At 33.8% G+C, this 13,339-nt stretch carries 11 protein-coding genes and 1 pseudogene; 5 read left to right on the top strand and 7 right to left on the bottom strand.

Annotated elements, in window-relative coordinates:
- The first annotated feature begins 132 nt into the window (after positions 1-132).
- Together NAF01_RS12300 and NAF01_RS12295 are read left to right on the top strand one after the other, a co-directional pair.
- Positions 133-1,098, top strand: a complete 966-nt coding sequence (locus NAF01_RS12300; protein ID WP_226620115.1) for a glycosyltransferase family 2 protein — start codon at positions 133-135, stop codon at positions 1,096-1,098.
- 198 nt (positions 1,099-1,296) lie between these two features.
- Positions 1,297-2,262, top strand: coding sequence for a glycosyltransferase family 2 protein (locus NAF01_RS12295; protein ID WP_250802450.1), 966 nt, complete (start codon positions 1,297-1,299; stop codon positions 2,260-2,262).
- A gap of 443 nt (positions 2,263-2,705) precedes the next feature.
- Here the strand turns inward: NAF01_RS12295 and NAF01_RS25065 are convergent.
- The 4 genes and pseudogenes from NAF01_RS25065 to NAF01_RS12275 all read right to left on the bottom strand — a co-directional run.
- A pseudogene (locus tag NAF01_RS25065) lies at positions 2,706-2,963 on the bottom strand (class I SAM-dependent methyltransferase); the annotation flags it as partial.
- Between the two features lie 143 nt (positions 2,964-3,106).
- Entirely contained in the window at positions 3,107-4,078 is a 972-nt protein-coding gene (locus NAF01_RS12285) for a hypothetical protein (protein WP_226620113.1), read from the bottom strand.
- Positions 4,079-4,162: 84 nt separating this feature from the next.
- Positions 4,163-5,131, bottom strand: coding sequence for a hypothetical protein (locus NAF01_RS12280; protein WP_226620112.1), 969 nt, complete (start codon positions 5,129-5,131; stop codon positions 4,163-4,165).
- 47 nt (positions 5,132-5,178) lie between these two features.
- Positions 5,179-6,021, bottom strand: a complete 843-nt coding sequence (locus NAF01_RS12275; RefSeq protein WP_226620111.1) for a hypothetical protein — start codon at positions 6,019-6,021, stop codon at positions 5,179-5,181.
- Between the two features lie 241 nt (positions 6,022-6,262).
- On the opposite strand from NAF01_RS12275, the gene NAF01_RS12270 reads away from it, so the two are divergent.
- A complete protein-coding gene (locus NAF01_RS12270; RefSeq protein WP_250802370.1) occupies positions 6,263-7,840 on the top strand; it encodes a hypothetical protein in 1,578 nt (525 codons plus the stop codon).
- Positions 7,837-8,733, top strand: a complete 897-nt coding sequence (locus tag NAF01_RS12265; RefSeq protein WP_226620109.1) for a sulfotransferase family protein — start codon at positions 7,837-7,839, stop codon at positions 8,731-8,733. Before NAF01_RS12270 ends, NAF01_RS12265 begins: the two co-directional genes overlap by 4 nt.
- Positions 8,734-8,923: 190 nt before the next feature.
- Here the strand turns inward: NAF01_RS12265 and NAF01_RS12260 are convergent, their stop codons facing one another.
- The 3 genes from NAF01_RS12260 to NAF01_RS12250 form a co-directional block, all read right to left on the bottom strand.
- Positions 8,924-9,637, bottom strand: a complete 714-nt coding sequence (locus NAF01_RS12260) for a sulfotransferase family 2 domain-containing protein (RefSeq protein WP_250802369.1) — start codon at positions 9,635-9,637, stop codon at positions 8,924-8,926.
- Between the two features lie 62 nt (positions 9,638-9,699).
- The gene (locus NAF01_RS12255) at positions 9,700-10,485 is read right to left on the bottom strand and encodes a sulfotransferase family 2 domain-containing protein (RefSeq protein ID WP_197215305.1); all 786 of its coding nucleotides are present in this window, start codon (positions 10,483-10,485) and stop codon (positions 9,700-9,702) included.
- A 51-nt stretch (positions 10,486-10,536) separates the two neighbouring features.
- Positions 10,537-12,033 (bottom strand): methyltransferase domain-containing protein, encoded by a 1,497-nt coding sequence (locus NAF01_RS12250; protein ID WP_226620106.1) that lies wholly within the window; start codon positions 12,031-12,033, stop codon positions 10,537-10,539.
- 366 nt (positions 12,034-12,399) lie between these two features.
- On the opposite strand from NAF01_RS12250, the gene galU reads away from it, so the two are divergent.
- The gene (gene galU, locus NAF01_RS12245) at positions 12,400-13,275 is read left to right on the top strand and encodes a UTP--glucose-1-phosphate uridylyltransferase GalU (protein ID WP_226620105.1); all 876 of its coding nucleotides are present in this window, start codon (positions 12,400-12,402) and stop codon (positions 13,273-13,275) included.
- Positions 13,276-13,339: the final 64 nt, after the last annotated feature.

Here is a 13,339-nt window from a genome sequence, read left to right as displayed (position 1 = left end):
GAAATCAAGCATAAACCCATGAATGAAGGGCTTTTTTGGTTAACTTTTATCCTGCCGACACTAAAAAAACTCCAAAACATATATTTATAATGAGTTCTTCAATATAATCCGAATAATAAGGGGAGAAAAAAGTTGGGAAAAAATGAAAGTAAAAAAAATAGGAAAATTTTCTCCATTAGTATGGTAAAAAATGAAGCAGATATTATTGAATCCTTTGTCAGGTATCATCAGCATATTTTCGATGGGATGGTATTTTTGGATAATATGAGTTCTGACAGAACACCTGAAATCCTCGAAAAATTAAGGGAGGAGGGGCTTCCAATTTATATTTCCTATGACGTGGATCATGAGTATGCTCAGCGAAAAAAGACAACAGAATTAATGCGGCGCACTTTTCAGCAATTCCATCCGGATATCATTCTCCCTCTCGATGCAGATGAGTTTTTGGTTGCAACTAATAATACGGATCATCCCCGTGACATCCTGAACAAAATTAATTTACAGCAGCTGCACCATATTATGTGGAGGACATATGTATTGAATGAGGGTGAAAATAAAAATGAGCTGTTCATTCCAAAAAGAATTACTTATGCCCGAAAAGATAACCATGAAAATCGCCATAAAGTAGTGGTTCCATATTTATTCGCTAATAACTTTAGAGGTACTCTTACGACGGGGAATCATAACTTTCTAATAGGACGAAAAAAAGAAAAAGTAAAGGTCAACATGATAGAAGAGTTGAAACTCGCTCATTTTCCTATTCGTTCTTTAGAACAATTCAAATCGAAAATGCTTATCGCATGGATCAATAGATTAGCGAGAAAAGATGCAAATGAATTATATTTAAAAAGGTTTGTTCAAGCTATTAAGGAAGGCAGAAGTAAGACGGAGCATGACTTAATCCAATTAGCCAAACATTTTCCATTCAGAACGGATATAGAGAATGTGAAAATTGTCAATAAACCTATAAATCTGTCGGACTGTAAATCCATTGATCTCAAATATACAAATGCAAATGAAGTGGATTCTTTTTTTAACCTTTTGGAAAACAGTGAAGAATTGGCTAAGAAATTTGCATTGTTAAAACGCAATGAATAGAAAATATTATAAATTTATTAAAAAGGATAATTTGTTGGCATGAAAGGGATTTTATTAAAATCAACTTAGACTCGTTTGTCTCATAAAAAGGGAGTAGCAACACAACTAAACATAGAACGGAATCGGGGAACACGGAATAGAAATCCTAACCACTATTCAACGGAAATCAAAATAAAGAAGGAAGAGGTGTTGTTCAAGGTGCCGAAAAATGGAAAAACAAGGAGGAAAATTTTCTCCGTCAGTATGGTGAAAAATGAGGCGGACATTATTGAATCCTTTGTCAGATATCATCAGCATATTTTTGATGGGATGGTATTTTTGGTAAATATGAGTACTGACAGAACGCCTGATATTCTTGAAAAACTAACGGAGGAAGGCCTTCCAATCTTTTTATTCTATGACACTGACAGGGAATTCGATCAGAGTAAGAAAACAACACAATTAATGTTCAATACATTTGAACAGTTTAAGCCCGATATTATCCTGCCCCTTGACGCAGATGAGTTTTTGGTATCATCGGATAATCTTCAACACCCGTGTGATATTCTTGACAAAATAGATTTAAATGAGCTGCATCATATCGATTGGAGAACATATGTTTTAAATGAATTTGAAAATAGGAATGAATTGTTTATTCCAAAAAGGATAACTTTTGCAAGAGCAGATCATCATGAGGTTAATCATAAAGTAGTTGTTTCAGCTAATATTGCCAAAAACTATCCAGGTGCTCTTTCAGATGGCAATCATAAATACCGAATAAAACGCGGGAAAAGGAAGGTAAAAATAAATTCAATAAAAGAATTAAGGATTGCTCATTTTCCAATTCGCTCATTAGAACAATTCAAGTCGAAATTGCTGGTATCCTGGATCAATAGATTATCAAGACAGAAAATTGAGAACTTATATTATTTAGAGAGGTTTGTTCAAATCATTAAGGATGGCCAAATCAGTACAGAAGATGACTTAATCCAATTAGCAAAAGATTATCATTGCAATACAGATTTAAAAGATATAACCCTTGTTCACAAGCCTGTAGATTTATCATTCTGTAAGCCGCTTAACCTTAAGTATACGAAAGAAAATGAAGTAAATGCACTTCTTAACTTGCTGGACAATTGTGAAGAAATGGCAAAGGAATTTTTTAGGTTAAAACGCGAACAATAATTAAAGATAGAAAAAGCGTACATATCGTACGCTTTTTTATCAATGTCTTTAACTTTTATTGGTTTTTTTTTTTTCATTCGTTTCTGAAGCTTTTTAACTTTATTTTTTAATAAGTTAACTTTACCGGCTTTCCATTCAAACATGGCAGGATGAACAATTGAATGTATAAAATGATTTACATTCTTTTGTTCTTCTAAGAGTTTTGGATAATTATGCAAAATATCCTGTTTTACAAACAGCAGAGTATTCTGCGCATAATAGCCCGCAATTTCTTGATTATCCCAAATCTTATATCTGATGCAATCGATTACCTCGTAGCCGTGGTTTTTAAAACGATCTATCCAATAAGGCGGCCATTGCTCGTTGATATGATTTAACCCTCCCTGCAAGGGGACAGCTGCAGAAAACAATACAATTGGCCCCAAATTCACTAAAGTTTGTACAAAGATATTCGCACATTTTTCCGGCAGATGCTCTGCAACCTCCAAGGAAATGACTAGGTCAAATTTTTTATTTACATTAACTGGATTTTCCAAATTAAAGGGTTGAAAATTACTTTTAGAAATCCTTAGTTGGCTGCGTTCGATATAATCCCCATCAATTCCTAAAATTTCCTCAACTCCGTTATCTTTGAAAACAGATAGCCAGTTCCCTGTTCCACACCCGACATCGACTACAGAGGACGGGTTTATTAAATCCATAACAATTGGAACCATTTGCTCAGCAGATTTTTGAGCTGCATGTTCGATTTCTTCAAAAAATTCTTTTGAGTACAACAGAATCACTTCTTTCTTCTGCTCATAAATTTATTTATTTCTCTCTTCCAAGATTTTGAGGGAAACATTTATTCCTGAAAACATTGAGTTAATTTATCATTTGATGAGTAAAATGGATTTGAAGATAAATGATGATGAGAATGATGGAGATATGCTTTGCGTGTTAGTTGTTTGATTCTGTCGCCGTTATCAAAAAAGGCGTAACTCCATGGTTCAGCTGATAGGTGGTACACACTCGAAATCTTTAACTCTTCTAAATAATCCCCATATAAGGTTCGGAGTACTTCATTGTTGGAATTTTCTACAGCTTCTTTAAGGGATGTAAGAAGCTGGGAGAAGTGGAAAAAACGCAGTGGAAGATTATTTATTGTGTATTGTTTATCTTGGTCTTTGTAAATTTTTCGCTCGTCGAAATTCCAAAAAGAAACATTATATCCAGGATGTGTTAAAATGTGTGCGTTATAGTAGGTTGGGACGAGTTTTAACCACCCTTGATCAACAAATATAAATCGGTCCCAGTCCATGTAACAATGCCATTCTACTTTATCAGCCCACCAATTAATAAAGTTTTCAGCTTCATCTGATCTTTTGATTCCCAAAAATCCCGCATTAAAGATCCCAAATTGTAAGTACTCATCTTTTGGCTTTTTGATGCAGTGTGGCGTCAATACAATAGGGTACATGTCCAAAATAGGCTGAACTTCAATTATAGAGCTGTAAAGCCTTGTATCTGAATCAATATAAATAAAGTAATTTTCCTGCACCTCATTTTTATATACATATCTCATTAATTCACTTTTTAGTGCCCAGGAAGCTTCAGAAGCGGTATATTTAAAAATATAGTGATCAAAATTCGGAATCCCTAAATCCTTAGCAAGTAATATTTCATCAAATACCTGTATGTTCTTAACTTCAGGCTGCATTTCACTTTCAATCAAACAGATGATAACTTTTGAGTCAGGATGGAATTCTTTTATTGATTTAGCCATTATCTCCGTTCTGTGAAGATAATTCAAAGTTGATACACTAATGAAAATCACTGGATAATCTCCCCCTTTAAAAAAACTGGGTTCCGCAGCATGGTTCTTTAATTTTCAGATTTAGTTTCGGGTGGTTACATTTGTTTAAAATACAGTAAGTTTTTCGTTTGATAAAGTGAAAGGATTACCTTGGGTTTGCAAACGGGTATTATTTAGGTAGTTTCTTCTGGATGTTTTTTTTATTTTGCTTCCATTTATAAAAAAATCATAGCTCCAAGGTTTATTAGAAAGAGGAAACAATTTGGCTTGCTTTAATTCTTCTGAATATTGTAAATATAAATCCAGGAGAATTTTGTTATGTTCTTTCTCCACAGCTTCTTTAAGAATTGCAGAATGCTGGGAGTAATGAAAAAATCGAAGTAGATAATGATCATTTATTATATATTCCTTCAAAATTGATAAACCTATTTTTCTTTCATGAAGATTCCAAAATGCAATATTGTACCCTGGATGTCTAAGTATATAAGTTTCAAAGTAGGTTGGGACGAGTTTTAACCACCCCTGATCATCATAAAGACGAAGACTCCGATCCCTATAACAGTAGCGTGTGACTCTTTTTGCCCACCAGTCAATAAAATCTTTTGCTGCACGGCTTCTGCTTATTCCTATAAATCCTGCATTGAAAATTCCATTATATAAATAAACTCCTCTGGGCCCATTCTGTATATCATGTGGTGTAAGAACAATCGGATAATTTTTTAGTTTTGCCTGAACTTCAATTAAAGGGCTATAGAGCATAATATCTGAATCAAGATATATAATTTGGTCATGTTTTTTTTCATTTACTAACAAATACTTTAATACCTGGCTTTTAAGTGCCCAAGCAGCCTCTGCAACATCATATTTAAATATATATTGATCAAAATCAGCAATTCCTAAATCTTTAGCCAATATTATTTCATCAAAGAAAGGAACGCTTCGTGCATCTGGATGCATTTCTTTTTCAACTAAACAAACAATCACCTTAGCTTCAGGATGATGCTTCTTTACTGACTTTGCCAATACTTCTGCTTTGTATAAATAATTTAATGAAGAAACGGTTGCAATGATCAAAGTCTTTTTCCCCTCCAAACATTGAATGGTATTAACCAATCAGGAATTTAGCTTTTAATTGAACTTAACCTTTTTTTGTAATTTTCCTGAAGCAAATTGACAGCACTATCATTCAGTGTCCAACCTAATGATCCTTTTAAGTCAGCAAAATACATAGACTTAATGGGATCACCTTTTACCCCCCAGCTTCCTTCATCAGTTCTTTCAATTTTTCGTTCGCTTTCATGTAAATTCCAAACAGCAAGATGGTAGGAAGGATGTTTAAAAAAATAAATATTAAAGAGGCCAATCATTAGACAAAGCCATCTTTCATCAATAAATAACCCTTCAACAGATCCACGTTTGTTTTTATTTACATCTTTCCTTATAAGCCGATTAAATCTTTTTATAAATTGTGTGGATTCTTCCGTCCTTTTAAAAGCGAGGAATCCCCCGTTAATATTCCCGTTCTTTAAAAGATCGAACTCATTTAATATGCCACTGCCAGAGGAGGGGGAAGTAAGGCAATAAGTTGAATAAATAATAGAATGCCTATCTAACGATGATAATAGTTCGCTAAAGGGAGCAAAAACCTTTGTAAAACAATCTAGATAGATAAAAATATTCTCATTGGTAAATTGGTTGAAAAGATAATTAAGAAAAGGTGCTTTAATGGCCCGAGATCTATCTATAATTGAGTAATATTCGTTTAAATTTTTTAAAAGGCTGCTACCAATATCATTTTCAGATACTACATGATCAATATGGCGGGAACGTTTAGCAGCATCCGGAATATTTTTACTTGTTAGACATAACGCCATTTTTGCCTCGGGATGGTGCTTCTTTATTGATTTAGCCAATATTAATGCTGCTGCTAATTGATTTGGCCGTGCAATTGTACAGAATATCAACCTGCTTCACTCCTTAAAATTTCTGAGAACCCATCCTTGTTTATCCCGTGTTATATAAATATGTTTGAAAAAGAGAGCGGACACTTACAATAGCCTAAAAAAGCTATGAATTGTTAGTTACTACACTCATCCCTTCTCTAATAATCAGCTTTTACCTAGTCCCCAACAACAGAGGATTACATATTCTAAAAGGAGGAACGATTTTAAAGACCCAACGCTTTCCATGAGAGGGGAGAGAGTTATGCAAGGGATTCCTGCAAAAATGCCGTTGAAGGATTTTGTTGGTAAAGCTAATGGAGAACATAATCGTAAGGAATTTTCCGAGTCATGTAATGATTTATATAATTTTTTAGATACTTTCATCCCAGAGCTGCAAAATAAAAAAACCCTCGAGATAGGATGTCACAAGGGGAATCATACAAAGCTATCTTTGAAAGGAACGACCAATATAAATGACGGTGGAGTAACTAAAAAGAACTTTTATGAAGGACCTAAATGTTTATGGTGGAGAAATGAACATTGCGAACCAGAAAATCTTAACACGGGAAGAACATACGATGTTATAATCCTAAACCAAATAATAGAACATACTCCCGTTTTTGAAATGGAAGAAACTTGGGGAGAAATAAGGAAAATGCTGAGACAAGGCGGCTTTATCGTATTAAAAACCACATTATTTGATAGCCCCAATGCTTTAGAAATAGGTGAATCACTAAAATTCACCAAAGAATATCGATGCCATAAGCAAACAATTGGAACCATTTTAAGGACATGTCTGCAGCAGGGGTTTATTTTGGCAAGCTTTAATAACAATTGTTTTGGAATGGTATTGAAAGCTGACCTTCATAATTTTCAGAAGGAACAGCAAGAATTGTACATGGCTTTCCATCAAAAAATATTAAGTGAACATGGGCTTGAAATGAAAGAATACTATGAAGATGATGAAATAGATAAGGTTGTTCCGGGGGCGGGCCGCCTGCTTATCGGCTGTGTGACAGAAAATGATAGAAAATATAGAGATCAGACACTTAGATTAGTACAATCTATTCGCTGGTTTGGCGGCAGTTCAGCAGGTGCTAATATTTTTGTATGCATTGTCGATAAAGCAGATAGGGAATTTGTTGATGAACTAAAGAAATTAGGAGTATTTGTCCGTATTGTCAAACGGTTTAGTGATGATCATCCCCAATCAAATAAATTGAGGCTGTTTGAACTGGAAGAGATTAATTTTTATGACACTGTTATGCTTCTAGATTGTGATACACTTGTCGTCCAAGATCCGTATCCTTTTATAGATGGAGTTCATTTTCAGGCTGAAATTGCTGCAGGACCAACTGTTCCACACTATATTTTCAAAAAGCTTTTTTCTCATTTCCGATTGAATATGCTGCCGTTAGATTACAGAACCACGATCACAAATACACCAACGATACTATATTGTAATGCAGGTGTTTTAATATTTCCGAAGAGCATCCTTCAAGATTTTTATCCAATTTGGAAAGGGTACACTCTTAATCTTATCGATATGAAATATTTGCTTGACAGGTATTTTAACTTTTGTGAGCAGGCATCATTAACTTTAGCATTTGCAGCTCATCCGATCCCATATAGTAAACTGCCGATGGAAATGAATTTTCATCTTCTGGAAAGTAAACTTCATAAAGTTATTCATTGTGACCCTGTTATAATTCATTATCATAACAGGGTGGATGAAGAAGGATTTATTACTGATGCAACTTCCAGTGACTTAGCGAGGAACAGAGTACAGCTTTTTAATAGACTTCTTAATCAATACCGCAATAAGGAGGAACAAACATGACATTAAGCAAAATTAAAACTCCGGTGTTTTTAGTCGGCTGCATGCGAAGCGGTACCACCATGTTCGCTGAATTATTAGGGGCTCATCCCAATATTATCCACTGTCCTTTTGAGTTAAGAAGAGTTTGGTCGAGGGAAGCAGGGGTTCCAATGGCATCACCAAAAACATTTGATCACAAATGTCCTCACTTAACCGAAAAAGATGTAAAACCAGGACAGAGAGAAATGCTAACGAAGGCATTTAAAGAAGAAATGAGGAAAAATAAAGGAAATAAAAAAATGAAAAACTCTTTATTTCTTAATAAAAATCCTCATCTGGGAAACAAATTGCCGTTTGTTAACGAATTATTTCCAGATGCTAAGTTTATTTGGATCTATCGGGATATGCCAAGTGTAACGGCAAGCCTAAAAAAAATTTTGAACAGAAAAGTGGTTCATTACTGGCCTGAAAAAACGAATCCAGATACAGTTCGCTGCTGGGAATGCATTTTTAATAGCATACCGGCCAATATTGATAGACAGCGTTGTTTTCCAGGAGGTGATGTGAGATATTTTGCAGAATATTGGTATGAAACAAACAAAGCAATTTCAAGTTTCGCAAATTCCATTTCTTCTGATCGGATTTTCATCGTTAAAGAAGAGGAATTAGTCTCACAGCCGGAGAAGGTCATCACCAAGTGTCTTAAATTCCTAGGATTACCTGCAATTCTTCCTGTTTCCTTATTAAAAAACATAAATCCAGATCGAAATGAGTTATGGAGTACACGGTTGAATAAAAATGAAATTAATAGTTTGTTTAATTTTGTACTTGAAAACGGCGAAAATCTTAATTCAATTTTCCCTGATGATAACCTCTTTTATAAGTATAAACAACAGCTTTCTACCAACCTCTGAAAATAAAAGAAATCTGACAGCACTTGAAAAAGAGAGGGGTAACCCTCTTTTTTTATGTAAATTTTCATATAGATTAAACACAAATAGAAATGGAAAGGGGGATGAAAAAAAATAAGGTGGATAATCCTTGTGTACTAACACGCGGATATCCACTTAATATAAAATGTTTATTTTTGATTAATTTAATCAATTACAAGTTATCTTTGGAAGATTTCAAATCAGTCTCTAATTTAATTTTAGCCCAATTATATAATTGTATATCCAACTTATTATTCTCGGTTATCTTTTCTATTAATCTTTGATCAATTTGGTCCCTGCTTAGTCTTTTTTTCGTTTGGTTTTTTCTAACATACGAAATGTCATTCCAATTTAATTTTTTTTTCATTAGCTTAATAGAATCATCAAACATTTCTGTTATGCCAATTACTGAAAAATGATTTAGCAGATTTAATTTTGCTTGTTCAAGATCAGAAGTTTTTAACGTATTTTTGCCGAGTACTCTTTTGGTCTGCATATTGTTCGTATGATTTTTCAAATCAGGATGATCAAGGAACTCTTCAAATGACAGTTCCTTTACAATATTGTGTAATGGATGGTTTTCTTTGCCTAATACATAATAGTACATCGAAATAACTCGATCTATTGGTTCCCTCAACATTGTGATGTAAGTGCAAGGCTTGGTGGTGTGAAGGTGCAGCCCAAATGAAAGGTGCCCAAATACAAAGCTGAAATCTTGTTCTTCCATCTTTTCTTTGAATTCCTGGATTTTTCCGTCTGTAATGTCTTTTAATATCCTATCATCCGGGTACTGCCTCTTAATAATTCTTTTCAATGTCATTCCGCCTGTTTTTGGTATATGCATGAAAATTAAAAGATATTCATCTGCAGGCAAGTTATTTTTCATGTCACTTCTCCTTTGCTTAAATAATAATCAAGAACTGCAGGGGATAATGAAAGCTTATTAAATTATTTTTTATTTCTATTTAAAAAATTTTCCAATTCCTGCTTAGTGCTGCTATCCAATGTTTCTAAGCGTTCCATTAAGTTTCTTTTTGCCCATTTGTATAACTGCATATCTATATGATTGAGCTCTTTTATTCTTTCAATAATTTCATTAGAAAACTGTTCTCTTGTTGGGCGATCGGCTGTATAATTTTTTCTTTCATAGCTAATATCTTGCCATCCAAGTTCTTTTTTCATCAAAAAAATTGATTCATCGAACATTTCTGTTATGCCAACTACTTTGTAATGTTTACTAAGAATGTTTTTTGCCTTCTGCAGATCGTCTTCTCTTGGGTTTAAGCTTCCTACTATTTTTTGTGTTTGCCGATTTATTGTTCTGCGGGATAACCCCTTATCATTTATAAATTCTTCAAAGGTTAGTTGTTTAACCTTTTTATGGAGAGGGTGATTTTCCTTGCGAAGATTGTAATAATACATGGATATAACCCTTTCAATTGGATCCCGAAGCATAGTGATATAAGCGCAAGGTCTATTTGTATATTCATGAAGGCCAAAAGGGTGGTGGCCAGTTACAAATTCAATATCTGTCTTTTCTTGTATATCCTTTTTAAATTTCGAGACACTTGAAGAAAAAACATTAGTTAACATTTTTTCTTTATCGTAATTTTTATTTACGATGGACCGCAAAGTCATTCCGCCTGTTTTGGGGATATGAGTATGAATAATCAATTCTTTACTATTATCCAAAATTTTCACCTCTTGATCTTTATAATATCTAAACAACGCCATCTAAAATAATTCCCCTAAGAAATAGCACAATGTGTATACATGGAAAAGAATTTATCTGCCATGTTTTTTTAACATTTGGTTAAATTCCTTAATCCGTCTTTGTGCATATGGGCTTTTCGTGACCTCATGAATAAAACCCGATTCATCAGAACGATGATGATAATGAATAATTACCGGGTCGCAATGTTGAATTTCAGGCAAATAGCGTCCAACCAGGGGGAAATTCATTTTCATTGGCAGCTTCTTGAATGGGACAGGGTTTTTTACAAAAGATAATGTTAATGAAGCTTGTTCGCAAAACTTAAAGTAGTCCTTTAGCAGATGTTTATTATTTATAAGATCTTCGGTGTATTCCTTCCATACAGGAAAAAATTGCTGCAGGATAGATTTCGGAAATATCAATACACCTGCATTACAATACCATATAGTGGATATTCTTGATAAAGCTGTCTTATATGCTCGTTCGGGCACTTTTAATTGGTAATGATAAAAAATTTCTTTAAACAATTCATGCGGTACAGTTGCACCGGCAGCCATTTCTGCTTGGAAATTTTTCCCATCTATATATTTTAAAGGGTCTTGAACAATAATTGTGTCACAGTCCAAAAACATAATCGTATCATAATAGTTAATTTCCGATAATTCGAAAAATCTTAGTTTATTGGATTGCGGATGATCTTCACTGAACCGTTTCACTATCCGTACAAAGGCTCCCCATTTCTTAAGCTCCCTTACAAATTCATCATCTGCTTCATCAACTATGCAAACAAATATATCTGCCCCAGCAATATTTCCTCCAAACCAGCGAATTGATTTTATCAGATTTAAAGTTTGCCTTTGATATTTTGCATTGTTTTCTGTTACACAGCCGATCATTAGTCGTCCTGCTTCTTTATTAGGCTCGGCATGGTGCTTTTGTTTTTGTAATAAAGAAATATACCGGTCTATATTCTTATTCCTTCTTGGTGCTGCGAAATGCTTAATTTCACTTCTCCGAACAAATCCAAACAAACGCTTATCGGCCTTAGCACAAATAAAATTATGTTCTAAGCAAATTTTTAATAAGGTAGATATGAAATGTTTATTACATGGGCAGGAGGATTTATGTTCAGAATCAGTCGTATTACTGCAGATAGGAGTCCTTATAACAAGCAATCCACCTGGCCGAAGAATTTTTATTATTTTTTCCAGGGCAATTTCAATCTTTAAAGTTGAAAGATGTTCAAAAGATTCATTTATGAAAATTACATCAAAAGCCTGAACAGTTAGAGGAATTTTTTCTTTTAATTCCAGATTTAATATTGGGTCAGAACTATTATTTGCATTTATAAAATCGAAGGTTTTCAGATCAATTGTTTGATAACTTTTACTGCCCGCTGTTAGCTGAGATGACCTGGAATATTTTCCGCCAATGCCAATTTCCAATATATCCTTATTATTTAAATCTCTTATAATGGAATTTGTGAAATTATATACATCTCTATCTCCTAAATGACTTTTATCATTATTTAATAGATTAAATTTAGGTTGAGTGTCACTGTGTTTCATAACTTCTCCTTTCTTATATAAGTTATATCAAATACAAAATCTCTTTTAGACATGCTACTTCTTTATAGGATATGAACAAAGGCTTTAATTTGTTATGGTTGGACAGATTATATAGTGCCCTTTTTTAAACCTCTTTAGAATCTCATTTTGTGGTTATTTATTTTGCAGCCTCATTGTTTAGTTACTTTGAAACAGGCTCTAAGAATTTTTATGTTAATCATAGTAAATTAAATTTAGTGCTTGTCTCATTTGCTACTATCGCTCATACCCAAATTATGAATGTAGTACATGAGCCGTGCCAAAAGGAAGTATAAGTCCATAATCTAAACTAAGTAAGGTTTGTTTCAAATGGAGGTGTTTAGAATAGTGAAAGTTAGAAAGGCGGTTATTCCTGCAGCTGGTCTTGGAACAAGGCTATTGCCGTTAACGAAGGCTTTGCCTAAAGAAATGCTGCCTATTATTGATAAGCCAACGATCCAGTATATTATTGAGGAAGCAGTGGAGTCAGGCATAAAAGACATCATTATTGTTACAGGGAAAGAGAAAAAAGCAATTGAGGATCATTTTGATTCTTCTTTTTTATTGGAGGAGACTTTAAGTAAAAAAGGAAAACTAGAAGAATTAAGAGAAATTAGGAAGATTTCACAGTTAGCCAATATTCATTATATCCGTCAAAGTGAGCCTAATGGATTAGGACATGCAATATGGTGTGCAAGAAAGTTTATTGGAAATGAACCTTTTGCTGTTTTACTTGGAGATACTCTTGTGGAAGAAAAAAAATCCTGCCTAAAGGACATGATGGAGTTGTACGACAAATGTCAGAATTCTATCATAGGTATTAAGTGTGTTGATAAAACAGATGTGCATAAATACGGAATTGTTGATGTTGAAAAGGAAAACGGACCAGTTTATAATATTCAAAGTTTAATTGAAAAGCCTTCCCAAGAACAAGCACCATCCAATTTAGCTATTTTTGGAAGATACATCCTTACTCCTAAGATATTTAATCTGTTAGAAAATCAAGAACCAGGTGTTGGGAATGAAATTCAGTTAACTGATGCCATTTCAGCTCTGCTTAAATATGAGCCAGTATATGCTCATGTTTTTAATGGTAAGAGTTATGATATTGGCGACAAACTTGGATACCTTAAAACCATTATTGAATTTGCATTACAGCGAGAGGACCTCGAAAAAGAAGTATTGTATTTTCTTAGAGGAATAGTTGCAAAGAGGAGTGAATAATAAAAAATATTAGAATTATGTTTTGTCATAATAGATAAAAAACACCGCCTTTGAAAGAAAGCTC

This window comes from Cytobacillus firmus (genome assembly GCF_023657595.1).
Taxonomy (GTDB): Bacteria; Bacillota; Bacilli; order Bacillales; family Cytobacillaceae; genus Cytobacillus; species Cytobacillus firmus_B.
Note: the sequence above shows the minus strand (reverse complement) of the source record. Positions and strands in the feature narration are given on the sequence as shown.

Bases quoted from the DNA above. Each gene is read 5' to 3' on its own strand.
- NAF01_RS12250 (WP_226620106.1), bottom strand. From the start codon at position 12,033: ATGAAACACAGTGACACTCAACCTAAATTTAATCTATTAAATAATGAT.
- NAF01_RS12260 (WP_250802369.1), bottom strand. From the start codon at position 9,637: ATGAAAAATAACTTGCCTGCAGATGAATATCTTTTAATTTTCATGCAT.
- NAF01_RS12265 (WP_226620109.1), top strand. From the start codon at position 7,837: ATGACATTAAGCAAAATTAAAACTCCGGTGTTTTTAGTCGGCTGCATG.
- NAF01_RS12255 (WP_197215305.1), bottom strand. From the start codon at position 10,485: ATGGCGTTGTTTAGATATTATAAAGATCAAGAGGTGAAAATTTTGGAT.
- NAF01_RS12270 (WP_250802370.1), top strand. From the start codon at position 6,263: ATGCAAGGGATTCCTGCAAAAATGCCGTTGAAGGATTTTGTTGGTAAA.